Consider the following 25,224-nt stretch of genomic DNA (forward strand, 5'->3'; position numbering starts at 1 on the left):
CGAGGGAAACCGATGCGAAGATTGCCCCCAGGATACCTGCCTCCAATCATTGGCCTTCTGGCCTTATGGGCCTCCCCTGCCCTCGCCCAGGACCTCTCGCCCATCCAGACAATGCTCGAGACAATCGAAGCGGCGCTCACCGGCCCAATCGGCATCGCGGTCGCGACGCTCGCCGTCATCGGCACTGGCTTTATGTGCATGATGGGGCGGCTCAACTGGGGATGGTTCGCCTCCGTGGTGATCGGGATCGTCCTGATCTTCTCCGCGGGCACCATCGTTGACGGGTTTACCTGATGGCCATGCGATCCCCTCTCTTTCTCGGGTTGGCCCGTCCGCCGAAATATCTCGGCTTGCCGGTCGGATATCTCGTCGTGCTCACGCTTGGCGTGGTCCTGCCCTTTATCTGGACGAAGTCACCGGTCTTCTTTCTGGTCGGCGCGCTCGTCTATCCTGTCCTCTGGTTTGTTGCCGACAAGGAACCGCATTTCTTCGAAGTTCTGCGAGTCTCCTACGGCACGGTGCGCGGCACGCGCAATCGAGCGCTTCACGGCGGAGACAGCTATGGCGCTTGACGGGATGAAATATGCAAAACCCAGCCCGGCGGTCATTGAAACCAGCGGCGCAGCCTTGGCACGCGAAAGCCATCTCGCCGAGCATTTGCCCTACGTCGCCTTCGCCAAATCCGATGTCATGGTCTTGCGGGAGGGCGATCTGATGGCCACGCTCCGTCTCGAGGGACTTGCGGCACCGACAACGCCGGACGCCGATCTTGATGCCATGAAACGCGCGGTCGCGGCCGTCATCGCGCAAACGGGCAATCTCTACGGCTTTTATGTCCATCGCATATTTGTCCCTCAGAAGCTCGCGATGCGTCCTGTACAAGGCGACGGCTTTGCAGCGGAGATCGACCGACGCTGGCAAGCTCACATCGCGCAACTCGCGCCCAAGAAACCGCAACTTTATCTGAGCATCTTGCGACGTCCGGAGATCGGGGCACGGGTCCCGCTGCTCAACGCCTTTGCCAAGCGAACCTGGATGAAAGACCGCGCGGGCCGTGCGCGGGAACTCGATGAAGTGGCCGGATTCTTCGAGACTGCGCTTGCACCTGCAAAACCCGTTCGTCTCGGCAACACCACCGGCGAATGGCTCGGGTTTCTTGCGACGCTGCTCACCGGCCAATACGCCCCGATTGCCCGACCGAACGCCCCGCTGCCCCTGACCTACGCGCTTGGGTCCTGCCGAGCGACTTTTGACGGAGATACGGCTCGGATCACATGTGGCACGACGGGCGAGACACGGTATGGGGCCCTCTTCAGCATCAAGAGCTATCCCGCGATTACGGATGTCTCTCTGTTTGACGGTCTCGACCTTCCGCTTGATATCGTGCTGACCAATTCCTTTACCCCGATCCCCACAAACATCATGGCAGAACGGATTCAACGGATCGTTCGGCAGATGCGTGCGGCCGATGACGCGGCAGTCTCCTTGCGGGATCAGCTCATGGAAGCGGCCGATGATCAGGAAGCCGGGCGCATTGCGTTCGGCGATCATCACCTGTCCATCGCCGTCTATGCGCCCGATCAACCGACGCTCGAACAGGCCGCAGCCGAGATCAAACGTCTGGGGCAGGAAATCATGGCCGTGATCGTACGAGAGAACATGGCCCTCAAGGCAACCTATTTTGGGCAGGCTCCCGGTAACTACGGCTACCGTGCTAGAAAGACACCGATCTCCACGATCAACTTTGCGGATTTCTCGGCGCTGCATGGATGCGTCGAAGGACGTTCGGACCCTGAGACACCGTGGGGATCGCGCGCGACAGTCTTCCCGACGACGGGCACCTCTGCCTACGGCTTCAACTTCCACGAACCCGGATCGCCCGAGCGCGAACCGACTGTTGGCCATACGCTTGTTCTGGGCCGAACGGGCAGCGGCAAGACCCTCACGACTGCTTTTCTCGCAGCCCAAGCGCAGCGGGTCGGCGCGCGGCTGTTTTTCTTCGACAAGGATCGCGGGCTCGAGATGGCGGTGCGCGCCCTGGGCGGTCACTACAATACGATCCTTGCCGGTATCCCGACGGGCCTCAACCCGCTGCAGTCAGAGACGGATGAACGCGGACGGGCCTGGCTGTCGGACTGGCTGGCGACGCTTCTGGCGCGGGCGGGCGATCTGTCCGGAGAGCAGTCTCGGCACGTTCAGAGCGCGGTGTCGCAGAATGCGGATGCCGGCCCCTCGCTGCAACGGTTTGTCTCTTTTCAAACCCTCTTCCAATCACTCGACGACGATGGCGAGTTGCAGGCGCGTGTTGGGGAATGGGCACCGGGCGGTCGTTATGGCTGGGTCTTCGATATGCCGCAGGACAACGATGCCATGCACATGGACGGCGACATTGTCGGATTCGACATGACCGAGATCCTCGACATGTCGACCGAACGCATGGCCGTCCTGTCCTACATCCTGCGCCGGATCGAGCGGATCGTAGAAGATCGCCGACCGACAGTGATTGTTCTGGACGAAGCCTGGAAGCTTCTCGACGATCCCTATTTCGCGGCGAGACTTGAGAACTGGCTCGTCACCCTCCGCAAGATGAACTGCGTCGTCGTGATGATGACCCAATACCCCAGCCAATTGCGAGAGGCTCGGGTCGGCAAGACCATCATCGAGACGGTACCCACGCAAATACTTTTCCCCAACGAACGGGCGACGCCCTCCGACTACGACTTCCTGCGCGTGAACGAAAAGGAGGCCGAGCTGTTGACAAGACCCACAGCAGGTCAGCGCATCTCGCTGGTGCGATCCGCGGGCGACAGCGTCTTTGTCGATGCGGATCTCACAGCACTTGGACCACTTCTTACCATTTTGGGAGGAGGTCGATCCGCTGAGGCGCAGCTTGGCAACAACTGGCGCAGCTCTCCTGAATTCTGGAGGCAGCTATGCGATTAGCACTGATCCTTCTGGCAACCATACTCACCGCCTGTGAACGCTACACGGATGCCACCTCTCCGTGCTTCGGTCGCGACGGCGCGCCTGCCGTGAGCCGGGCGAGCACAGAGGTACTCTCCTTTGCAGCGCAAGGCACCAAGGACTGCGACTTCGAAGCGATCGGGCGCAACCCATGAAACCGGCGGCCTCTCTCATTGCCATTCTGGTCTGCTCGACGCCCCTCGCCCAGGCGCAAGGCGTGCCGACGCAAGACAACGCAGGGCTTGGGCAGCTTTTCACCATCCTCTCGAAACTGGGGGACGATATGGAGGCGCAGCGCGACCAACTAAACACGGGAGAAACGCTCTCATCGGTTCAATCCGATCAGCTTCGGGTGCTGGAGGCGATGTCAGCCGCACTCACCGGCCCGGGGCTCGACATTCGCGCGCTGGACGGAAACGCGGACTTCCCTGCGGGCGATGTCTACCCCGCTGCCGCAGATCATCCCATGGACAGCCGCCTCTTCGGGGAGGGACGCGAGACCGTCGAGATGATGATTGTGCGGGTGGCCGATGAATATGCCGGAGCGGCCGGAGTGCGGCGGGCCGGTCTTTCGTCCACCCAGTGGCGCTGCCTTTTCCAGGCGCTGATCAAACAGGAAAGCCGGTTCAGCGTCACCGCGCAAAGCCCCGTGGGCGCCTATGGCCTGACGCAGCTCATGCCGGGAACGGCGTCCGACATGGGCGTCGACCGCTACGATGTGATGGACAACCTCCGCGGCGGCGCGCGGTACATCACGACGCAGCTGAACACCTTCGGAAACATCCCGCATGCACTTGCCGCCTATAACGCCGGACCTGGCCGGGTCCATGAATATGGCGGCGTGCCACCCTTTGCCGAAACCCAGGGCTATGTCCGGAATATCTCGCGGTTCTACAACGAGTACCTCGCCGTTGTCGGTGGGGCGGATGCGCTTGGCACGCTTTCACCAACGGACATGGCGCTGGCAGAGTACAGCAGCATCTCAGAAGCCAGTGTTTACTACGCCGCCGATAGCCACGCCACGACCGAGCAAGTCATCAATCGGCTCGCCGCGATCATCCGGCAGATCGACGAGACGCCGGATATCAAGCGCGCGTTCGAGCTCAACACCTACGCCAAGGCCGAAATCGGCCGCATCCTCAACCTTCGCGTTCGTCTGATGGCTGCCAACCGTCAGCGCGAGGCAGCCCATGGCCAACATCTGGCCGCGGACCGGCTCTCTGAGCGCGACTTCATGCGCATGGGAGTCATCCGATGAAAGGAAAAACCTTCGGCACCGCCTTCGCCACGCTTCTCGCCGTCACGCCCGCAGATCAAGCCGATGCCCAGGGTGTCCCGACATTTGACAACTCAAACCTTCGACAATTGGTCTTGCAGCTCGAACACATGGCAGAGGATCTGAATGTCCAGCTGCAACAGCTCGCGACGATGCGGCAGGAGTTGGAAACGCAATTGAGCCAGCTTCTGAACCTCGAGGGGCAACTGGCCTCTCTCATCGATGGCAATGAATTGGGCCAACTCTTTGCGACCGTCGAGGAGTTCGAGAGGGTCCGTGGCAAGCTGACAGCACCACTCGCGACAGCTGAAGCCATTTCGAGCGGTGACTTTCTGAGCGGCTTTCGACCGGGGGCGGAGCTGGATGCTGCCGTTGAACGGGTTCTGTCCGGCAGCGGGTTCACACAAGAGCGTCTGACATCCCTGGCGACCAGCGATGAGCCAGCAGACAATCGGATCGCAACGCAAGCCGGGTCCAGCGCGATGCTGTCGGTGGCCGCACAGGAAAGCCATGTCGAAGCCGGGGAAAGCCTTGGCCGTCTTGAGGCCATGGTGGGGCTCATCGACGACCAAGGCGGTCTGAAAGCCGCGGTCGATCTCAACACGCGCGTGACTGCCGAACTCGGCATCATCCTCACGCAGATCTGGCGTCTGGAAGCGGCCGCCGGCGTCAATGGCGGGCAGTTGGGTGTCGTTGATGCCGCGACCCTCGCCGAGGAGCGAAAATTCCGCTCCATGGAGGTGCCGAAATGATCCGAGTGGGCCCCGTTTCCCTGACCGCGCTTGCGCTGGTCTGCCTGCCTCTGACGCTGAGCGCTCAAACCTCCCAAAGCGGGTTCGAAACCATGGCGCAACCGACCGAAGACCAAACAGAATGCAAGGCTCCGCGGCCGCCGAAGGACCTTGCGGAAACCGCATACATTCGTAATGGCTACCGCGCGATTTTGCGCATCATCGCTACAGAGCATTGGAGGCAAACAGGTGGCTGCGACTGCCAGATCGCGGAGTTTTCGTGGCGGGAGGTCGTTGAACGTTCCGAAGAATTTGTCACCTCTGGCAACCCGCGCTTGCCGTTTGACGTCGTTAAATTGGACGAAATGGCAACTGAGTTCGAGGAAGCCCGCACTGTGGCATGCTCGGCAGACTGATGGGAATAATAAGGGACATACTCGAACAAGTCGATGACGCCATCGATACGGTTTCGCAAGATGGATTTGTCTCTTCTGCAGGTGCCGTCGGTGATGTTCTTTCGATTGGGTCAGCTGTCTTGCTCATTTTAATCGGCACCAATGTAGTGATGCAAATCAGACCGATGACCTTTGGAAGTGGTTTTGCTTTTGGAATAAAGATCGCATTGATTGGAATATTTGCCCAGAGTTGGGACAACTTCCAAGTCGTGTACACGATTGTGACAGAAGTCCCAGAAAGCATTGGTGCATCGATTCTCGCGCTTACGGATTCCGGGAATGAAGCAGGGGTCTACGAAAGCCTCGACAGCATGGTGAACCGGATCACCGCCTATGGCGACGCCATCGGCGACCGTGCAGGCTGGGTGTTTGGCGCAGTGCTCGGAGCGATCTTCTTCGTTCTGTCCGCCATCTTCGCAGCCGTCACCGCCGGGATCATCGCCTACGCGCGTATCGTTTTCACACTGATGATCGTTATCGCGCCGTTCATGATCCTGACGTCACTCTTCAAACCGACCCAATCGCTTTTCGAAGCCTGGACCCGGGCAACCATCGGCTATGCCTTGATGCCTGTGGCTGCTGCCGGAGCCGCCGGGATCATCGTCGCCATCGCTGAGTCAATTGGCGACGCATCCGCCGACCCGGACAACGTCGAAACGGTCAGCCTTATCCTGCCGTTCCTCGTGATCTTGCTCCTTTCAGCTGGCGTGATGGCCGCCGTCCCGTTCATCGCATCCAACCTCACAGGTGTCATGGGCATCGCCTCGAACGCGATCGGCCTGACGGGATTGGCGCGACGCGGCGTGGTCAACGCTGGAGAGTATGGCGCGGGTGGTGCCGGACGCATCTTGACCGGCAGGACACCCTTCGAACTCCGGCGCGATGTCAGCGGTGCGGCCACGAAGAGCAACGAATTGATCCGACGTACGCCTGCCGCCGCGCTCGCTCTGACAAAATCCTTTCGCAAGACATGACCCGCGCGGAGTTCGATCAGGACGCCTTCGAGGCCGACTTCATCTTTGGTCCACGCAGGCGGGAACGCTTCGCCTATTTTGTCGCCGCCGCTGGTGTGATTATCGGCTTGGTCAGTTTCGTCGGGGCCGTTGCTTTGTTCCCGCTCAAGACGGTCGAGACCTTTGTGGTCGTCGTCGACAAGGAAACTGGCGAAATGGACCGCGTTGCCGCCGTCGAGGCGCTCAGCCTCGATGAAAGTGATGCGATCATTCAGGCCAACCTGGTCGCATACGTGGATGATCGCGAAACCTACGATCTGACCGACGGCGAAGAACGGATCAATTCGGTCCTTCAACGGTCTGACGAAGACGCCGCGCGCACCCTTCGCGATTTTTGGTCTTCGACCAATCCTGACTATCCGATCTCGGTCTATGGACGGGACGCGAAGATCGACGTGGTCATTCGGTCTGTGAACCAGGTCGAACCCGGGGTGGCGCAGGTGCGGTTCACGAAGACACTTCGAAAACCGCGTGACAACAGGACTGTGACACGGCCCTACGTCGCCACGCTGCGCTACGAGTTTCGCCCGGAAACCCGTCAGCGGTTGCAGCAGGTCTGGGCCAACCCGCTCGGGTTTGTCGTCACGTCTTACCGTGTCGACGCCGAAACGTTGGAGAACTGAGTGATGAAGCTGCGCACCGCCCTGCCCTGTTTGCTTTTGGCTCTGGCACCTTCCCAAGTGCTTTCGGAAGCCACGCCTCAGGGTGGGCCGAAAGATATCCGCATACGATATGCGGTCTACGACGAGCAGCAGGTGTTCCGTATCGAGACGGATCTGCGGCACTCGACCACGATCCAGTTTGGCGACGGGGAGCGGTTCGAGGCTGTGATCGTGGGAGACACCGAAAGCTTTCAGGTCGATCCAATCCCCGAGCTTGGCAATGTGTTGACGATCAAGCCGCACGTCCAAAATGCCTCGACCAACATGACCGTGATCACCAACCGTCGCAGCTATGCATTCCATCTCCGGGAAGGCTCGATTCCGGGTCGCACGGGCATGTTCTTCGAAGTGCGGTTTCGCTACCCGGGCGAAGAGCGCCTTGCCACACTGACGAACGCACAGCCCAAAGGGTTCGAGGTTCCGCGCAACTACAACTACAAGATCGCCGGCGAAGGCGACTTTCGCCCGGCCACGGTCTATGACGACGGTCGGTTCACCTACTTCAGTTTTCCCGAAAGCGGACGGCAACCCGCGATCTTCAAGGCTGACAACCGCGGTCGCGAGCGCACGGTCAATTGGACCCAGAACGGCAACACCGTCCGCGTCTCCGGTGTCAACAACTTCTGGACACTGCGGCTCGGTGAAGAAGCGCTCTGCATCTACAGAGACACCTCCGCGATATACGTGAGCAACTGAGCCATGTCGGATGATCCCAACCTGAAGAACCGGCTGAATACATTCAGCAAGGCAAAACGCTCCAAACCCAGATCGGGATTCGGTGTCACTGCCCTGGCGCTCGCTCTCGGCCTCGGCGGTGCGGGCGTTGCGTATTTCCTGGCGACTGACTGGCAATCGGATCCAGACCAACTAGAGACTTCGGATGTCGAGCAGTTTCAGAATGACGGTCTCTCAAATGGTGGTCGGCTGGAATTTCCTGCCGATGAAGCGGACCAGCGCGTGAACGATGCCCTTATCGCTGTGGAAGAAGCCCTTGAGGCCCCCGAGCCGGTCCCGCCCGCGGCTGAACCAAGGGCTGATATCCTCGCCGAACTGGCTGAGCTTCGCGAAGCACTCGCCGCTACTCAGCTCGAGCGAAACGCCGAGATTCAGTCAGCCGTCACCGAACTGCGCAGTGCCTTCGCAGATCAAGCACAAGCCCTCGAAGCCGCGGTCGCAGAGCGAGATGAAAAAATCGCGGCCCTGGAACGCGACAGCGAGACCAAGCTGAACTCTCTTCAGAGCCTTTTGGAGGCGGAACGCGCGCAACGTGAAGCCCTTGAAGCGGAACGCGCCAATGACGCCCTGATCCGCGACCAACAGCTTCTCGAGGAACGTCGCAGACAGGAAGAGGAACAAAAGCGCCGCGAGGCCGAACAGCAGGCCGAACAACTATTGAGGGCTCAGATCCAGTCTCCTGCCGTAGTCTATTCGACAGGATCATCGGTCCCGGCACCAAACGCCAGCGGCCTGCAGAACGGCGCGCCAGGCGCAGATATCCCACTGAATGAAAACGAAGCCTATCTCAGAGGCGCGGCGCGGCCGCTTGAAATCGATGAGGCGGCTCGTATGGAGCAACCTGAACGCACTCTCGCGCAAGGGTCCGTCATACAGGCGGCACTGCAAACGGCCATCAACAGTGATCTGCCCGGAAACGTTGTCGCGGTCGTCGCGGAACCTGTCTACGCGTTCTCCGGCGACGCAGTGCTGATCCCGCGAGGTTCGCGGTTGTTCGGGCAATATCGATCTGGTGTGGAAGTGAACCAGAAGCGCATCCTCATTCTATGGACGCGCGTCCTCACGCCGGACGGTACGTCCATGCAGATCGCCTCTGTCGGGGGTGATCAACTCGGACGCTCCGGCCTGACCGGTTTGGTGGATACGAAGTTCGACGAACGCTTTGGAGGAGCTGCTCTCATATCGATTATCGGCGCGGCCCCCGCAGTCGCCGCCAATTCCACGGAAGACGAAGTGACCCGCGAGGTTCTGGAGGAGGTCGGCAATGACCTCGAAGACGCGACAAGTTCGGTGATCGCCGATCAGGTCTCGATCTCGCCAACCATCTACGTCGATCAGGGAGCCATGGTAACCGTACTGGTCGATAGGGACATCGTGATCTATTGAGCGAAGCGTCCCTCCCCTCCTCGTATCTCGAGCAATACCTAGAACCCTATCGCGATTTGATCCTGAAGGACGACATCATAGAGTTGGCGATCAACCCGGATGGTAATGTCTGGATCGAACGCCAAGGTGCCCACGCCATGGAGAGAATTGACCGCACTGTCGAGGCGGCGGCGGCGGCTAACTTGGCTGCTACTCTGGTGGGTGATGCACGCGCGCGAGTGTCGCAGAAATCGCCTTTGGTTTCAGGTAAGATCGACTACCTTGAGCGCCCGCTGCGTATCCAGGTTGTTGTGCCACCCGCGGTAGAACACGGCGCAGCGATCTCCATTCGGCTATTTGGCGTTGGTGGCCAGACAACCTTCGATCCTGAGTATCTGTTCGGGAAACCGGTCTCGCTCGATGATCGGCGGCAATCGAGACTATCAGAAGTCGAGGAAATTGCAAAGAGCGACCTCTCCAGAGCCTTGTCGTCGCTCGTCCGCCATCGTTTGAATCTTTTGGTCAGCGGTGGGACGTCCACCGGCAAAACCACATTCGCAAGGCATTTGCTGAAATCGGTTCCGGACGACGAGAGGCTTATCACCATAGAAGACGCCTTCGAGCTTTTCCCTGGTCAGCCAAACACTGTTTGCCTGTTGTCTGAGCGTGTTCCGACATCTCAGCGGTCAACAAATGCTCTGCTACAGGCGAGTTTGCGCATGCGCCCGGATCGCATCGTTGTGGGCGAGTTGCGCGGTGCTGAAGCGCTGACATATCTGGAAGCCATAAACACGGGTCACGGCGGATCGGTGACGACAATCCACGCCGAAACCGCTGAGCTGGCGATAGACCGGTTGGCGATCATGGTCTTGCAGGCAGGGACACCTTTGACCTTCGCCGAGGTACAGAGCTACATCCGCCGATCTATCGATGTCATCGTTCAGCTGGGACGCGACAGCGGTAAACGCGGTGTCTCGGAGGTCTTGGTTGTTGGGACACGCTGACGGCCCGAAGCTGCCGTTGGTCACACGGCATCGATGCTGCGATTGCAGCCCGCTTTGCTGATGGGGTGGATGGCTCCTGCTTCAACCGGCGTCGCGATGCGCCATAGTGCAGGTGTCAAAATCTGCTTATGAGAGGAGCCACCCCATGCAAGTTACCACAATCGGCGTTGATCTGGCCAAGAACGTTTTCCAAGTCCATGGGATCACTGCAACCGAGGAAGTGGTGTTCAACAAGCCCGTGCGGCGGGCGCAGTTTCTACCTTTCTTTGCGAAGCTGGAGCCCTGCCTGATTGGCATGGAATCCTGCAGCAGCGCCCATCATTGGGCGCGCGAACTTACGGCCCTGGGCCACGAAGTCCGGTTGATCCCGCCGATGTACGTGAAGCCATACGTCAAACGGGGGAAGTCTGATGCCATTGATGCCGAGGCGATCTGCGAGGCAGTGACACGACCAACGATGCGCTTCGTGGCGATTAAGACCGTGGAGCAGCAATCATTGCTGTCGCTGCATCGGGCCCGTGACCTTCTTGTTCGCCAAAGGACGCAATTGATCAATGGATTGCGCGGTCTGGTCGCGGAGTTCGGCATCTACATCCCCAGAGGGCTGGCCCGCGTGATTGGGTTTGCCGAGGACATTTCCCTTGGTGAAGTGCTCGACTTACCGGACATCGCCAACGAAGTAATCCGTAACCTGTCCGCACAACTCATGGCTTTGCATCAGCGGGTCCGCTGGTACGAACAGCGCCTCAAACAAGTAGCCAAAGAAGATGAACGGGTGCGCTTGTTGCGCACGATACCTGGTGTTGGGGCCGTAACGGCTTCAGCGATTGTCGCCAGCATCGGCGATGGGCATCAGTTCCGAAACGGCAGGGAATTCGCGGCCTGGCTGGGCCTGACGCCGGCAAACAAATCGAGCGGCGGCAAAGAGAAGCTGGGTCGGATCACCAAGATGGGCGATCAGTATCTACGATCGTTGCTTGTCGTCGGTATGACATCACTGGTCCGACAAACCCGATCCCATCCAGAGCGCGCCAGCAAATGGCTGACGTCAATGTTGGAGCGCAAACCCGCCCGTGTCGCGACAGTGGCCATGGCCAACAAGACCGCCCGGATCGTCTGGGCGGTGCTCATCCGCAACGAACCCTACAGCCCACGCGTTGTGGCCTAAGACGAAAGGAACAGAGAGTTAGCAAGACCTGCGAGATGATGGTGCATAAGTCAGCCGCCAAAACCAGGACACCCCGCCGAATGTCCCGGGCGCCACAGCCCGCTTTGCTGTAAGGGACCTGGTTTGCGGAACCCATCAGGGCCAGCGGTCAAAACCGCGTAAACAGGCCGGACACATGACTGCTTCTGACAAACGCACAAATCAGATCAAAAAGGACTTGCTATGCAGGAGCCATCCACACAGGACATTCGCTGCATCTGCCTGGGCGCAGTACAGGTAACGGGATGAACTCCCGTCAAATGAAACTTGGCAAATGACCTAGGTATTCTGGCTCATAAGTGAGCTCAGCATAGGGCAGTCTCGCTGTCCTTTGGCGCAGTTCGCGACTAGCTCGGCCAAGGCGCTTTCCAGTCGCTTCAGTTCCGCAAGCTTGGCCTGAACGTCAGCAAGGTGCTTTCGTCCGAGGTTTTCCACCGTCTCACATGCACCCGCAGGTTCATTCGCGAGGCTGCGGAGCGCTACAGCGTCGCGGATGGAAAACCCAAGGTCACGGCAGCGCTTTATGAAACGCAGCTCCGAAATCTCAGCGTCGGAGTATGACCGGCGACCAGAGGCTGTTCGACCTGCCTTTGAGATGATCCCCTCCCGTTCATAGTACCGGATCGTCTCTATCGACACGCCGCTCAGTCGGGACGCTTCTCCAATCGCAACCATGTGATCAATCTCCGCTTGCTCCTGTAGTGACTACAGGATGCATAAGTTTCGCATGATGTCGAATACCGGAACCCTGCCAGATCAGGCGAACGGGCCGAACCGCCTTGTCATCGGCGGTGCAGGCTTGCTCGCGCTCCTCAGCGCATCCTGCTGCGTCCTGCCAATCGGGCTTTCCATCATCGGTCTGGGCGGCACTTGGCTGACGATGCTCGGACCGTTCGTGGCATACCGCGTCGAAATACTGGTCGTGGTGGGGCTGATCTTGGCCTGGGGATGGCTGAGGCTTTGGCGTCGATGGAGTTGTGTCAGCCACAAGCGATCAACGCTGTTCATTCTCGGATTTGCAACACTCGGCTTCCTGCTCGCCGCAAGCTCTCCGCTCTGGGAAGAAGATGCGGCCCCCACGATGTGGACGTTGTGGAGGCAAACACGGTGAAAGACTGGCTGTTACCCCTGGGGTTAAGCGGCGCAGGACTGGCGGCGATTTGCTGCCTGACGCCCTTCCTTCCCTGGTTGTTTTCGCTCCTCGGGATCAGCGGCGCGCTCGGGTATGTGTATCGAGACGACGTGCTGCTTCCGATCCTGGCAGGGTTTCTCATTCTTACGGGGTACGCGCTATGGCGACGCAGACGAACGCAGTAGTACTTCAATCCACGATCACCTGCCCGGAATGCGGACATTCCGTCGAAGAGACGATGCCAACCGACGCCTGCCAGTGGTTCTATGAATGCACGTCCTGCAGAGCTGTTCTGAAGCCAAAGCAGGGCGACTGTTGCGTCTATTGCTCGTACGGAACCGTCGCATGTCCACCGATACAGGAAGGCAGTGCCTGCTGCGGGTCTTGAGCGGCTAACTCTCTTGGAAGAAGACGAGTTTGTTGCCGAACGGATCAACGACTGTACATTCCTTAGAGCCCCATGGCATCCGACTGCCGGACTTCGGTGCGATGAACTCTGTCTCTCGCGCACCAAGCTCGCGACAGAACTCCTCTAGATCGTCGATCTGAATCCGGACCTTCGCAACAGGACTGCAATCACCATGGTGCTCCGAAAGATGCAATTTGCAGCCGGACCGCGACACCCCCAGGTACAGCGGATAATTCTCTGCGTATCGATGCTCGAAATCCAACTCGAAGCCAAGGAAGTTGACATAGAATGCCTTGGTCTTGGTTTCATCGAAAACTCGAAGCACGGGAACGGGCGGGGTTAGTTTCACCATGCTCATTATCTAGCAAAACCCCACAACTAAACCAAACAAGCTAGAAACTCATGATACTGGTCGAGGTCGGTTCTGCTAATTCGATCCTCCGCCGCACAACCGACGGCCCTGACCGGACATATAGGAGTCGGCTTGGTTGCTAGATCGATGGTCGCCTTCCGGACATTCGCTGCAGACGCGAAGTCACTGCAAAGACGCCGTACCTGATTGCCGACTTTGCCGCCGTACATAAGGTATTCACCCGGTGACTAAGCGGTCCCGAGCAATTTTCGACATTACCCGCTCTGAAGAACTAAGTTGTTAGAGTGAACATCTCTTGCTGGCACGTTGTGTACGGTTGAAATTGGTGGTCTTGTGAATAGATGGAAGCACTCGAAAACCTTCTCCAACTTCCCTATCAAACTCTCGCGATCTTGGTCGCGGGATACCTGTCGTATCGTCTGGCCTACACAGGCCGCGACACAACACACCGCACGCTAGACACTTTGGCGATAGCGCTTGTGTTCGCATTCGTTGCGCAGGCTGCGACAGCGGGCCTCTTGATCCTCTATGACTGGAAGTATCCTGTCCCGACGGATGGAGAATTGCCGCTGTGGGTGGGTTACGGGGCAAGCGTCGGCGGGATCATCGTCGCCCTTATTGCTGCTGCGGTTTGGCGACGTGTCAGCGTAAATAGCCTTCCAGCATTCTTGCGAAAGGCAGGAATTTCTTCATCGGATAGAAATGTCGCGGCATGGGAAACCGTTATCAACCGCGAAGACTCCGGCCCGACCCAGATTACCGTTCTCAAAAAGGATGGGATTACAGTTCAATGCGAGCGGCTTGACGACTTCAAAGATGCGCCTTTCGGTCCGGTGATATTAGGGCAAGACGGCTCAATCGCAATGTATGTGACGGATTACCGGGACAAAACCGGACAATGGGAAACGGTCAGCCCGGAGCATGGCGACTGGGGACCGGAAATTACGGTCATTCCTGCCACGGAAATTTCGGAAGTGCGTATTCGTCACAACCCATCACTTCTTAGGCGGTGGAGGCGCGGACGGAGCGCTGGGGGTGGGTCTGGCGTTATCGGGGATGTAGACGGGTCCACCCCCTGACTGCATTTCAATAACTTGCATAATGCTACCTCTTGGGTGGTGGCGGCGAAGACGGTACCGCTGGTGCGGGACGTGTATTTGTCTCGGGGGTTGGTCGCGATGGCGGCAAAGAAGGACGCGGCGGTTTTGGTGGGGCTGATGGCCTTTTAGTCATTGACCTACCTCTTCGGCTTAGGGGGCGGCGATGATGCGGGTTTGCTGGCGACCGGTTGCTGCGATCTTTCGATCAACACTCGTGAGCTAGACTGGCGCGGTGCAGGTCTAGGCGATGGCTTGGACGATGGTGACTTGGCCATGCTTTCTACCTCTTTGGTTTGGGTGGTGGAGGCGTGCCCGGTGCCGCGGCACGGGGCTGCTGTGATCCTTGCACCCGGACTTCACCCCGCTGACGCGGGACTGGCTTGGGCTTTGGCGGCGGTGTTGGCTTCTTTGCCATGTCTACCGCTTCGGCTTTGGAGGTGGTGACGCGGAAGGTGCACTTGCCATCGGTTGTTGTGAATTGATCGAGACGCAAAAACCATTCTCAGGCCTAGCAGTCAGAATTGTGACGTTCTCAGACTTACTTTCGTTTTTGCTTTCGCTCATGCCAGAACCTTTCCGAGTCCACAGTATACCAGAACATAATGAAAACATGGCGACGTTTCTAGCATGATCTGACATGGGGGCACATGCAGACCACAAGATGTTGAGTGCCGCCATTTTGGAGGATCCCACGCGAATGGAAGACTGAGACCAAAGCTCGTGTATGGATACGAAAGGGATAGCGCTTGCAGCGGCGCGATAGATGGTCTGCTAGCTTACCGGTTTTTCGCTTCCGCTTGGATCCTTAGCTCTAGCTCATGAGCTTCTGACACACCCAAGCTGACAAGGCGCCCTAAGATGGCATCGATCCGGCTGCGTGAAGAGTGAGAACTGCTATACAAAGACGGATCATCGACCGCCGCCTTATTCAACCATTCCGTGACTTTGCGACCGATACCGAGCTCATGCCACATCGAGCGGTCGCCGTCCGTTACTTCGAGCCAAGTTTCGAGCGCGTTCAACAGGAAATCGAGATGTCGTGCAGTCGGAGCAACATTTAGGGTGTTCATCGTGCAAAGCGCGACGAAAGCGGTAGGACCGCCTGACATCATCGGGCGTAGCGTTTCAAGAATTGGATCAACTCGGTCAAACACAGCCGGAACAAGATAAGTCTTTGTTCCAGAAAACGGGCTGTGGAGGTTCATAAGCAGCATGCCGATCAATGGACCGGTTTCTATATCGATCCCGAGTTCTCCCCGGCGACGATCCCAAGACCATCGATTTAGCTCAATCGCACGCGCAACCATCTTCTGCCGCAAAGCCGACGCCCGAACTGACGGCCTGTCCGGCTCATTGAAATAGTGAACATCAGCGGCATGTATGACCGTTTCAGCAACATCGCAGAATGACCGATCAGGTAGCTCAACTATCGGCAGAAGAAGCGATAAGAACTGATCCTCCTCCCAGTCCATCAAAGCGGTTGCTAACAAGGCATAGAACTGATTGTTCCAATCGCTTGGTGTCTGACTGAGCTCAGCATCAGCGGAATAGCCGTGACCATTCATTCGTGCTGACCATGGCGCGTATGTTTCAATGATCTCAAGGTACCAGCCGGGCCGAGCGCTTCCTTCAACATTGAGCAGACTCAACCATCGTGAAAGCTCTTGATCATTAGCGTGAACGACCGCCTCCCTCGAACTACGCCTCTGGGATGGGCCATCACTTTCGAGGTTAATTTGTTCACCGGTCAGTGAGCCAATTGCACGCGGCCGACGGGAAAATGCCGGTGTCTCTTCCGGAAGCTCTGGCCAAGACGGCTCGGGCCCGCCATTGAGCCAAGCGATCTCGGCTTCAACCGCATCAGCGTCCTTCCCTGCTTTCTCCTCCTCGTAAGCCTCTTGAGTAGAGGCGTCCTCGTCATAAGGATTCCAACGCCAACGGCAGCAGGTGAAAGCGATACGGATTGCAGCTTTGATCAGTCTCGGCTCAGCATCTCTTATGCTCGCGTGTGCTGCCGCCATAGAAACGACGGCGGCCTGGTCTTGTCGAGCGACGGTTCTCAGTAGCTGGTCGCGGTCCTCGATCCGCCGTCTTCGATACCAAAGATGGATTAGAGTGCATATTCCCTGCGCCGGGCGATTGTAGTCCAGCCGTTCTTTCGAGCCGTAGCGGTCGACCTCTTCCGCCAAGGCGGTGGCAATCACGGTCCGAACCCAGTCCTCATGCTCGTCAAGGAGAGTATCCAAACCGTCCCGCGCAACAAGCATGGCCGTCGAAATCAACCGCGTCGATCGTGACTTGAGATGATCTGTATCGCTAAAGTCAGGCAGTTCGCCGGCAGCGTATTCGACGGCCTCGCGCGCCAAATCCGGCGAACCTTTCGCTGGATCGCTGATAGCCAGCTGAATTCTCACCTCAATCGTGCTGGAGCGCTCATGCACCTGTCGGCGGGCCTCGAGGCGTTCGAGATGCTCGGCCTCATCCGGTGGCGACTTGTAGGCGAGGCCTTCTTCGACCTCCACCCAGTTCGCCCGGTTGAGCATATTGAGTGCATAGGATCCCATGAACGCGGGATCGCCGAAATTCGCGTCGTCACTATACGACCCGGCTTTTTTGACTTCCTCAGCCAACAAGGAGCGCACCTTCTGCCCGGAGTCATCCTCGCCGATGTAATAGGGGATAAGTCGCTCGAGCGAGATGGAGCGCGATTGGCGCTTTGCAAGATCGGCAAGCATGACGCGGCCTTTGGGCTCCTTCTGCAGCATCATCGTCCCTCCAAGACTCTCCAACGTCAAACGGGTGCGATCGTTGGCAAGCAGGTCCGGGTTAGCCACAAACGGGACAAGCGCGTCGCGCGTCATCGGCCAATGCGATAGCAGCACGTCGAGACCGATCAGCAGATAGGCGGCGCAGCTACCTTCCGGTCCAACGATGTCCCGAAGAACCGCGTCAACATCCTCACCTCTGTCGAGGCGCTCTTGTGACCAAGCTTCGAGTGCCATTAGTCCAGAAGACGCAGAGTATTCCTGCGCTTGGCTCGAGCGTGACCAGTAATAGGTCTGCACCCACGGAAAGAATCGCGGCTTCCCGTCGAAGACGATCGTAAAGCCGTCCGTTCCTGCCTTCACGCCGTCCGCGCGGTGCGCGACCGCCGCCTCAACGAGTGTTCGGATTAGGCCGAGTCCGATCTCGGGGTCCGCATCGAGCAAGTCGAGAAAAGGAGGCTGCGCTGGCGACACCGGCATGTAGTCGGTATCCGCAAAGCCGAACGCGCCGTTCAGGGAATCCCGTCGTGATCGGTCTCGACGCGGCTGTTCAATAAGACTGGACGTGATAAGCGCCGCTAGCTCGTTCGGCGCGACGCTGGCCAAGGCCTTGCTGAACAGCCGAATTGCCTTGACCTTGTAGTGATCGTTCTCTTTCGCGATCGCGGTCAAATAGGCCTTCGTGTCTTCCGGCGCGTATGACGCCATAAGAAGCGCCATGGTTCGAAGATCCTCGATCATCGTCGCGCGGCTTGAACGTTCTGTCCATGGCGTATCCTGAGCACCCGGAATCGTGACGCTGGATGCACGCAGGTCAAGCTGCATAAGCCACCCAAACAGCATCTTTGCGGTAAGTTGCCCGAGTTCAGGAATGCTCATCAATGTTAGAAACTGGACTTCGACGAGCTTCAGAACAGCAGCTATCGCTTGCACTGGAATTTCGCTGGCTTTCACAGCGCACCACGTGAGAACCGTGGGCGCCGATAGCGTCGTGGCGATGCGCAGTGAGCCTGGTGCCTCGACAGGAAGCTCAAGGCCCTTCGCGGCGATCTGCTTGATTGCGGATGCGGCCGAGATCGTTTCCGTCGCGACGATGGCGGTACAGATCTCGACGAGCAGTTTGCCCCCGTCGGAAAGCAATGCGGCGCGGCAGCGGTTCAGAAGCTGCGACGACAACTCGGATCGTACTATCGCCATGAGAGCTTGGCGACGCCATGCATCATGGGCGCCTGGTCGCGAGAGGGCCCCAAGGAGGGCTATCCAGTTCGAGCCATCCGGTCCCTGTTCGAGCGCGAAGCGTCCGGCAAACTCGATGCCACGCGACACCCGAGGCGATGGCGGCACCGAAAGATCGATTCTGTCGAGCAACATGATGTCTTCGTTGAGGCGCGCGCCGATCGCCCAGTCGCGCAGCACATCATGGTAAAAGCTGAGACGGTCGCGCCTCGGTTCGGACAGCGTCAGGCTACGCAGTAGGTGTGCTCGTGCCGGCGTGTCCGTCGGCGCTTTGATCAAGTCCTGCCCTGCCAGAGCCGCTTCTGCGAGCTCGGCCAAAAGCCGTTGTGCCGGGCGAACATCATCTGGCTTTGCGCCATCAGCACTCTTCCACCAACGATCGGCAAGCGCTGCTTCAGTTCGAATTTCGGCCGATCTCGGGACCTTGAGCAATTGAGCCAATCGATAGAGATTGCGCGCAATGCTCGCGGCCGGATGGTCCGGTGACAGCAGTGCGTGCAGTTCTGGGGCGGCAGTGCTCAGAGCTGCAACCTCATCGTCGTTCAGTTCGTCCACGACCACTTGGCAGGGCTTACCCAGCTTCGCGAGCGCGTCCTCTGCCACCCAAGCAGTGTCTTCGGCGCCGACATCGGGCCGCTTTGACATGACCACGGAAAAGCCTGGGACATCTGTAATCTCGCGCAGCAGGTCATTCACTGTACGGCGGCGCTCGACGGACGTGAACATCTCGAGGCCGTCGATGAATAGGACCCCGCCGCCACTTGCCGCAAGGTCCCACAAGAAATCCTTTGCGGTCCCGGAAACTTCGAGACGTTGCGCGAGCGCCGACCATCCGCCATCTGGCGTGCCTACGGGATCAAGGACAATGACATGGCCCTCGCGGCCTATCCGCTCAGCAAGATGTCTCAAGACCCAAGATTTGCCTACGCCCGGTTTGCCGGTGATCTCAACAAAACGATGCTCGTCGCGCGCTTTCTCGAGATCGGCAAGCGCGCTCAGGCGGGGGAGATTAACGCCTCCGACCGTAGTCCCGATCTCCATCAGTGCGTGGCGCGACATTTCCGCCAGTTTGGCGCGGGCCAGCGCGAAATTCTGGTCGCCAGCGAGGTGGAAGCCCCGCACCGTTAGTCGCTCGATGAGAGACTGGCGCGAGATCGAGCCGCCAGCTTTGCCGGTCTCAAGAACGATCTCGATGAGATTGCTCCAAAGCGCTTCAGCGCGTATCACATCCTCAGGCGCGAGAACTTGGCGAGCAAAGGTCAAAGCATGGGCCCTTGCCTCAGGTGCAGAAGACTCGAAATCGAACTCGAGTATCATGAACCGCCGAAGAATGTCCCAGATGGCTTCGTCGTCGTCCGCTACGCCTTGAGCCACAAGATGCTTCCGGAACGCCTCGGTGAAAGTGCGCATCCCCTCGCTGGCGACGCCCGGGAGAGCTAACCGCGCGAAGAATTGCACGCCGCTTTCCGCTCTGCGCGCCCATTCGAGCACGTCCTGATAAGGGCCGGAGATAGAATAGCTGGTCCGCTGGGTCGCAACCGCCAGTAAATGGCGGTCCGTCGGCTTTTGAGCGGGATTGCTGCGCACAACCTGTTCGCAGACGCCTATAAAGATAGGGTCTTTGGGCGAAAAGCGGATGGTTCTTTTGGACTGGATCTCGAGGATCGCTGTGCCCTTGTCCGACACGCCATGGATAATCAGGTCGTCAAGCGCATAGCCTTCATTTTCCCCTTGCAGTTGTACCTGCTCAATCCGGGCATTGGGAAGACCGCGCGCTTCGCTGCCCGCAAGCATCTGCAGGAGATAATAGGCGCCAAGCTCGCCCTCAATATAGGTTCCTGCGCCTCCGCGACCGACTGGACTGGAGCCTTTCTGTTCCTGGTTCAAGCATCCCTCCGGAATCTGGCTCATTGCGTCGGTCGTCTATGGATCTTTGCTGAAATGTGCCAAATCGATAGCGGAAACACAGGCCTAATTCGATTACTTTCTATGGGTCAATGTGGTGACCCTTGGAAGGGTCCGAATTCATGAGCTTCGCGGCATATTGCTGTCCGAGACGCAGACATTCAATGCTTTGAGGCTCCCAACCTCAAGCGTCATATTGCTCGATCAAGTACAGACTTAAATTCCTTATTGAATGTCCGCTTCGTGGCAAATGACTCCTCATGCTTTGCCCATGCAGCGAATGACGGCTTCCCGCCCCCGCCTACTGACCATCCCCGAGCAGTTCGTCGATGAAGTCACCTTGCTCGCGGAAGACTTGCTCCCACTTTTCTGGGACCGGGTCCTCCCGATCCAAGATTTCCGGACGCAGCTCACCTGCAGTGGTTTCATTGATTTGCGTCTGCATGGATCGCGATTGCCGTCGGCGTGCACGCTCGCTTGTTGCAGTAGATTCGACAGAGGCAGGTTGCAATGTCGAAGGAGCGGGTTTCGGTTCTTCGAACCAGGGCCCCACTCCGTCGACACGTGGGGGATAGGGGAAGTCGCGGCCCGCCTGGCGATCCGCCAGTTTGATGAAAAAGGAATCCTCGAAATACTTGATGCGCTGTGCGCGGATCGGGTGCTGCGGTGAGGCCAGGATGATCACCTCATCAGGATCCATGGTGCGCGCCTCGGTCTCGGAGAGGAGTGGACGTTCCTCCAGACGTGAAGTCGTTGAGGTCGCACCCAGGATGCCCTTATTTCGACCATACATGCGGGTCACCGCTTCCCGGGTAGTGCTGCCGACGGCCGCCGAGACCTCGCGAACGGTACGCTGGTCGCGAGGCGTTATGTAGAGCTTGAGCCCTGCCCCGTTCTCAAGGCTTTCGCGCCCCTCGGGTCCGTAGATGCGATCGAGCGAGGCCAACGACTGCGCAATCATCGCGACGCGCCCGCCATAGGCGGCGAGCGAATGGATCGCCCGCTCGAGATAAGGCATCGCGCCCATTTGCTGGAACTCGTCGATCATCATCATGACCGGCCACGGCTCGTCGGGACCCGGCTCGTTCTGCCGCAAACTAGCAATGAGATCCGCGAACATGAGCCGCAGGAGCGGTGCCAGCGTCGCGATGTGATCTTCCGACACCACGATGTAGAGCGCGTGCGGTTTTTTCCTGAAGTTCGCGAACTCGAAGTCGCTTGCATCGGTTGCCGTACGGACCGCCGGGTTGTCCCACTGCTTCAGACCGGCCGTCATCAAAGCCTGGATGTTGGACGTCAGCAGCCGCGACGACGCGCTGGCCGCATTGATCCAAAGCTCGCGCACCGTCGCTTCCTTCGCCTCGTCCGCATAGGCACTGTACTGTGCATTCTTGTAATCCCCACCGGTGACGATCTTGTTGACCTCGCCCAGGGTCGGCCTGCCGCGTTGGATCGCCAGAAGGCAGGCGGCGACGAATATCGATTTGCCTGCCTCGGAGAAGGTGTCGAGTGTCTTGTTGTCTTTGTCGAGGAAGAGGTCCGCCAGGATCGAGACTTCTGTGAACTGCTGGGCGAAACTGGGGGCGGCCGCGATCCGCGCAAGCGGGTTGTAGCGATGCGAACTGTTCGCCCAATCGAACGGGCTGAAGCGAAAGACCTCATCGCCGTTGAGCGCCCTCAGCCTTGCCGTCTTCTCGAAATTCTCGCCTTTCACATCCAGAACCACGACCGAACCTGCGAAAGACAAAAGGTTCGGGATCACGAAGCCCACGCCCTTGCCGGCCCGGGTCGGGGCCACCATCATCACATGCGGGATATCGCTCGCAGAGATGTAGGGCGCCTTTGACGCGGGCTTTCCCAGCTTGCCACAGACAAACCCGGATCCCGGTGTCTGGAGCATGCCGTTCGCCTTGAGTTCACGTCTGGTCTGCCAATGTGCGGACCCGTAATCATCCCGGTCCTGGGCCCAGGTCCAGCTGAAGGCCAGAACCGCCAGTCCAATGGCCCCGAAGCCAACGGCGCCGAACGCAACCTTGAACGCCTCGGGATGCGCGGCGCGCAGACCCGCGCTCGCCGTCCAGACGGCAAACATGTCAAACTCGGCAAACCCCGTTCTCAACGCCAGTGCGAGATAGAAGCTCGCCGCGATAGTGCCGAGGGCGGTTCCGCAGAGGGTACCCACTGGCACGGCAGCCCAGAGAGGAAGCCGGGTGCTCATCAGAAGCTGATCTCATCGTCGAGATCGCGCGATAGCCCCCTGCCCCTCTGCATCTCGAGATGGGTGTCGCGGGCCAATGCCTCGACCTTGTCCTGCTGCAAGGCGGCGGCACGGTCGGTAAAGACCTGATCACCGGTCTCCTCATAGGTCAGCTCGAGGAATTCCTGCGTGACCGTGATCTGATCGATCCGGTTGGGAAGCACCTCTGCCAGCACCTCGTAATTGCCGCGCCGCAGCTCCCCAAGTCCCTCCTCGCCCAGCTCCTTGAAGAGTTCGGCCTTCAGCGTGCGTTCGACGGTCTCTTCCTGAGCTTCTGAAAGGGTGCCGTCACGCAGCATGTCTGCGAGGTCCTGCAGATACGGGTTTGGCCCACGGTCCTCGTCATCGATCACCTGCAAATCGTCCGATGCGCGTGACAGACCCGTCGCTATGCCGAGCTCCTTCGCGCGCTCCAGCAATCGGTCCATGAACCGATCGACTGTTTCCAACGCGCGATCTTGTTGATCGTCGCTGGCCTGAGCGAGATCGATGCCATCCTTGGCCAGAACCGCCGCCATGTCGCGGTCCACCCAATCCTGAGCAAGCCCGTAGTTCGTCGTCCCACCGGCTTCGATCCGGGCAGCCATCTCTTGCGGATCGAGACCGGCCCTTGCGGCGTCCACCGTCAGGGCCTCGAGGACAGGGTCCTTGCCCGATGAGAGCGCAGCACTCAAGCGCCCGTCTCCGGCTCCTGGCGGATAGGGTTCGGTCAAGTCGCGCCCGAACCGGGCGCGCAAATCAGGGTCCGGCACCATCTGCGAGAGATCACGAACGACACCCGCCGCCTTGGTTTCAAATCCCGGGCGCTCGGTGGCATCAAGTTCTTCTGCCTTGAGCCTTAGCGCTTCGATGGTTTTCTCGGCATAGTCGATGGCCTCACCGACCGTACGAATGGTCTCCATATCGATCTCTCCTGCGGTGAATCTGTAGGGCGTGTCCGAGCCGATTGAGGCCGCCATGCGGCGCATCGCGTAGGCCAGGTGTTTCTGATCCATGCGATCCAGCACATCGGCCAGGTTGCGGTAGTCCTTGGCAAACCCTGTCACCTGCGCCTTGGCAATGGCCCGCTCTTCGGGCGACAGTGTAATCTCGCGCGGCAGGCGCGCCTCGTCCTTTGCCCGGTAGATTTCTGCGATACCGGGGGCCTTCTCGAAGATGCCACGCTCGAGACGGGTCGTGGCCTCTAGTATGACACCGTAGCGTTCGGCGATCTCCGCCTGCTTTTCCCGCATCAGCTGGGGCGACATAACGCCCTCCGCCCAGCAGGAGAACCAGGTGCCTTTTGTGAGGCCCCGGTTGTTCAGCAGGATATGGGCGTGCTTGTGCGCCCGGTCATCATGCACCGAGAGCACGTAATCCCACTGATCGCCGTAATCCCCGCTTTCGAAGAAATGCTCGGCCCAGTCGAGTGTGATCTCTCGCACCTGATCCACCGTGACGTCGGTCGGGAACGACAGCAGCATATGCGAGGTAAACCCGAGCTTCGTCGTGCCCCGCCAGGATTGCGCCCAGGCCTCCACGATCTCCGCCTTCTGCGCCTCGGTCAGCACGGCCTCAGCCGTCAGCGGGTTGGTCATCGTCGCGTAGGTGTAGACCGCCTTGTCGTTCACATAAGACAGCTGGTTGCCAAGGCTCCGCTTCGTCTTGCACCCCCCTGCCCTGATCCGCTTGAACACCGCGGCGCGGCTCTCCGGCATAACTGACTTCATCAGATTGCGCGCCGAGGCCCGGCCCACGCGCTGGTAACTGCGACCTTGCCGCCGCCCTGCCAGCCGCGCGTCTATGCGCGCCTGACGCTGACCCTGGATGCGCTCCGTCTCCCAGAGCTTGCCCATTACGGCGTGATAGAGGGCGAGCAGCTCAGACATGGTCCACCAACTCCTCATGCACGTCTGGCGCCTCGGGATCCGCCGCGTCCCACCCCACGCCCCGGCGCTGACAGGCCGACGCTTTCAGCGCGGCCAGATCGCGATAGGTGCGCTGCGCGAGATCATGCAGCGCGACAAGCGTTGCACGGTTCTCCGGGGACAGCGTCAGCTTTCCGCGTTGCACCGCCTTCGCCAGAACACGGCCGCTGTCTGCAACGTCTTGTGCCTGCTGCAACGTCTCCGAGAACGCCCGGAGATCGTCTCGCATCAGATCAAGCAGCCCACACCGCGCCCGCACAACCGCCTGCAAGGCCTGGCTGCGGCTTGTAAAGCCGCGGGCCTGCCAAGCCGCATCGAAGGCGGCCATCTCAGAGGTCGCCGCGCGGAAACTCACCGCGACCGAAGGGTCCCGGACCTCCTGCCCGTCGCCCCGCTCCTCCTTCGCGAGCCGGGTCACGTGTCGCCGCGACACACCGTAGGCCTCCGCCAATACCCTCGGCGTTTCCCCGGCAAGATAGCGCCGCGCGAGTTCGATCCGCTCTTCGAGCTTTAGGCGTTTTGGGCGTCCCGGTTTCACGTCTCAGACCCCTCGGACAAAAGTCGCAGACATTTGGCATATCCTGCCAACGTCCCTCTCATTTCATCCTCAGGAATACATCAATGCGTGAATCTGCGCAATTTGTCTTTTTGCACGTCGTGTCACTGCGCAAAATACTGCCGAGTCGTCGAGATCAGTCTAGCACGGCCCGAAGCCCGCACTCACGCTG

Annotated in this window: 23 protein-coding genes; 17 read left to right on the forward strand and 6 right to left on the reverse strand. The window is 59.2% G+C overall.

The window, feature by feature from the left end:
* Nucleotides 1–12 precede the first annotated feature (12 nt).
* From ACP15S_RS19575 to ACP15S_RS19635, 13 genes are all read left to right on the forward strand, one after another.
* Nucleotides 13–294 carry a TrbC/VirB2 family protein gene (locus ACP15S_RS19575; protein WP_013959853.1) on the forward strand — a complete coding sequence of 94 codons (282 nt, stop codon included), beginning with the start codon at nt 13–15 and terminating at the stop codon, nt 292–294.
* Nucleotides 294–572: a type IV secretion system protein VirB3 gene (locus tag ACP15S_RS19580; protein ID WP_425041347.1), complete on the forward strand. Its 279-nt coding sequence runs from the start codon at nt 294–296 to the stop codon at nt 570–572. Before ACP15S_RS19575 ends, ACP15S_RS19580 begins: the two co-directional genes overlap by 1 nt.
* Nucleotides 562–2,943: a type IV secretion system protein B4 gene (locus ACP15S_RS19585; RefSeq protein WP_425041348.1), complete on the forward strand. Its 2,382-nt coding sequence runs from the start codon at nt 562–564 to the stop codon at nt 2,941–2,943. Before ACP15S_RS19580 ends, ACP15S_RS19585 begins: the two co-directional genes overlap by 11 nt.
* Nucleotides 2,934–3,119: a hypothetical protein gene (locus ACP15S_RS19590; protein WP_425041349.1), complete on the forward strand. Its 186-nt coding sequence runs from the start codon at nt 2,934–2,936 to the stop codon at nt 3,117–3,119. The genes ACP15S_RS19585 and ACP15S_RS19590 overlap by 10 nt, the downstream gene beginning before the upstream one ends.
* Nucleotides 3,116–4,222 (forward strand): lytic transglycosylase domain-containing protein, encoded by a 1,107-nt coding sequence (locus tag ACP15S_RS19595; RefSeq protein ID WP_425041350.1) that lies wholly within the window; start codon nt 3,116–3,118, stop codon nt 4,220–4,222. Before ACP15S_RS19590 ends, ACP15S_RS19595 begins: the two co-directional genes overlap by 4 nt.
* The gene (locus ACP15S_RS19600) at nt 4,219–4,992 is read left to right on the forward strand and encodes a type IV secretion system protein (protein WP_425041351.1); all 774 of its coding nucleotides are present in this window, start codon (nt 4,219–4,221) and stop codon (nt 4,990–4,992) included. The genes ACP15S_RS19595 and ACP15S_RS19600 overlap by 4 nt, the downstream gene beginning before the upstream one ends.
* Nucleotides 4,989–5,387 carry a hypothetical protein gene (locus ACP15S_RS19605; RefSeq protein ID WP_425041352.1) on the forward strand — a complete coding sequence of 133 codons (399 nt, stop codon included), beginning with the start codon at nt 4,989–4,991 and terminating at the stop codon, nt 5,385–5,387. The genes ACP15S_RS19600 and ACP15S_RS19605 overlap by 4 nt, the downstream gene beginning before the upstream one ends.
* Nucleotides 5,387–6,400 (forward strand): type IV secretion system protein, encoded by a 1,014-nt coding sequence (locus tag ACP15S_RS19610; RefSeq protein WP_425041377.1) that lies wholly within the window; start codon nt 5,387–5,389, stop codon nt 6,398–6,400. The genes ACP15S_RS19605 and ACP15S_RS19610 overlap by 1 nt, the downstream gene beginning before the upstream one ends.
* Nucleotides 6,397–7,062 carry a virB8 family protein gene (locus tag ACP15S_RS19615; RefSeq protein WP_425041353.1) on the forward strand — a complete coding sequence of 222 codons (666 nt, stop codon included), beginning with the start codon at nt 6,397–6,399 and terminating at the stop codon, nt 7,060–7,062. The genes ACP15S_RS19610 and ACP15S_RS19615 overlap by 4 nt, the downstream gene beginning before the upstream one ends.
* A 3-nt stretch (nt 7,063–7,065) precedes the next feature.
* Nucleotides 7,066–7,797, forward strand: a complete 732-nt coding sequence (locus tag ACP15S_RS19620) for a TrbG/VirB9 family P-type conjugative transfer protein (protein WP_425041354.1) — start codon at nt 7,066–7,068, stop codon at nt 7,795–7,797.
* A gap of 3 nt (nt 7,798–7,800) precedes the next feature.
* On the forward strand, nt 7,801–9,222 hold the full coding sequence (locus ACP15S_RS19625; protein WP_425041355.1) for a TrbI/VirB10 family protein: 1,422 nt from the start codon (nt 7,801–7,803) through the stop codon (nt 9,220–9,222).
* Nucleotides 9,223–9,278: 56 nt separating this feature from the next.
* A complete protein-coding gene (locus tag ACP15S_RS19630; protein WP_425041356.1) occupies nt 9,279–10,205 on the forward strand; it encodes an ATPase, T2SS/T4P/T4SS family in 927 nt (308 codons plus the stop codon).
* Nucleotides 10,206–10,350: 145 nt separating this feature from the next.
* On the forward strand, nt 10,351–11,373 hold the full coding sequence (locus tag ACP15S_RS19635; protein WP_425041357.1) for an IS110 family transposase: 1,023 nt from the start codon (nt 10,351–10,353) through the stop codon (nt 11,371–11,373).
* Between the two features lie 318 nt (nt 11,374–11,691).
* On the opposite strand, the gene ACP15S_RS19640 is transcribed toward ACP15S_RS19635, so the two are convergent.
* The gene (locus tag ACP15S_RS19640; protein WP_425041358.1) at nt 11,692–12,087 is read right to left on the reverse strand and encodes a MerR family transcriptional regulator; all 396 of its coding nucleotides are present in this window, start codon (nt 12,085–12,087) and stop codon (nt 11,692–11,694) included.
* A gap of 37 nt (nt 12,088–12,124) precedes the next feature.
* On the opposite strand from ACP15S_RS19640, the gene ACP15S_RS19645 reads away from it, so the two are divergent.
* Genes ACP15S_RS19645 through ACP15S_RS19655 form a run of 3 tightly spaced genes read left to right on the forward strand, consistent with a single transcriptional unit; the run spans nt 12,125 to nt 12,932 of the window.
* The gene (locus ACP15S_RS19645) at nt 12,125–12,523 is read left to right on the forward strand and encodes a hypothetical protein (protein WP_425041359.1); all 399 of its coding nucleotides are present in this window, start codon (nt 12,125–12,127) and stop codon (nt 12,521–12,523) included.
* Complete coding sequence (gene merF / locus ACP15S_RS19650; RefSeq protein WP_425041360.1) at nt 12,520–12,729, forward strand: mercury resistance system transport protein MerF; 210 nt, start codon at nt 12,520–12,522, stop codon at nt 12,727–12,729. The genes ACP15S_RS19645 and merF overlap by 4 nt, the downstream gene beginning before the upstream one ends.
* Nucleotides 12,705–12,932 (forward strand): GDCCVxC domain-containing (seleno)protein, encoded by a 228-nt coding sequence (locus ACP15S_RS19655; RefSeq protein ID WP_425041361.1) that lies wholly within the window; start codon nt 12,705–12,707, stop codon nt 12,930–12,932. The genes merF and ACP15S_RS19655 overlap by 25 nt, the downstream gene beginning before the upstream one ends.
* Before the next feature lie 4 nt (nt 12,933–12,936).
* Here the strand turns inward: ACP15S_RS19655 and ACP15S_RS19660 are convergent, their stop codons facing one another.
* On the reverse strand, nt 12,937–13,311 hold the full coding sequence (locus tag ACP15S_RS19660; RefSeq protein ID WP_425041362.1) for a glyoxalase superfamily protein: 375 nt from the start codon (nt 13,309–13,311) through the stop codon (nt 12,937–12,939).
* Nucleotides 13,312–13,667: 356 nt separating this feature from the next.
* Here ACP15S_RS19660 and ACP15S_RS19665 point away from each other — a divergent pair, with 356 nt between their 5' ends.
* Nucleotides 13,668–14,405, forward strand: coding sequence for a hypothetical protein (locus tag ACP15S_RS19665; RefSeq protein ID WP_425041363.1), 738 nt, complete (start codon nt 13,668–13,670; stop codon nt 14,403–14,405).
* Between the two features lie 797 nt (nt 14,406–15,202).
* Here the strand turns inward: ACP15S_RS19665 and ACP15S_RS19670 are convergent.
* The 4 genes from ACP15S_RS19670 to ACP15S_RS19685 all read right to left on the reverse strand — a co-directional run bounded on the left by ACP15S_RS19670 (nt 15,203) and on the right by ACP15S_RS19685 (nt 25,034).
* The gene (locus tag ACP15S_RS19670) at nt 15,203–20,338 is read right to left on the reverse strand and encodes a hypothetical protein (protein ID WP_425041364.1); all 5,136 of its coding nucleotides are present in this window, start codon (nt 20,336–20,338) and stop codon (nt 15,203–15,205) included.
* A gap of 295 nt (nt 20,339–20,633) precedes the next feature.
* A complete protein-coding gene (locus ACP15S_RS19675; protein WP_425041365.1) occupies nt 20,634–22,550 on the reverse strand; it encodes a type IV secretory system conjugative DNA transfer family protein in 1,917 nt (638 codons plus the stop codon).
* Nucleotides 22,550–24,457 carry a relaxase/mobilization nuclease domain-containing protein gene (locus ACP15S_RS19680; protein WP_425041366.1) on the reverse strand — a complete coding sequence of 636 codons (1,908 nt, stop codon included), beginning with the start codon at nt 24,455–24,457 and terminating at the stop codon, nt 22,550–22,552. Before ACP15S_RS19680 ends, ACP15S_RS19675 begins: the two co-directional genes overlap by 1 nt.
* Nucleotides 24,450–25,034: a helix-turn-helix domain-containing protein gene (locus tag ACP15S_RS19685; RefSeq protein ID WP_425041367.1), complete on the reverse strand. Its 585-nt coding sequence runs from the start codon at nt 25,032–25,034 to the stop codon at nt 24,450–24,452. Before ACP15S_RS19685 ends, ACP15S_RS19680 begins: the two co-directional genes overlap by 8 nt.
* Nucleotides 25,035–25,224: the final 190 nt, after the last annotated feature.

The organism is Primorskyibacter sp. S187A (genome assembly GCF_049800955.1).
In the GTDB taxonomy this organism is placed as follows: Bacteria; Pseudomonadota; Alphaproteobacteria; order Rhodobacterales; family Rhodobacteraceae; genus JAKVBH01.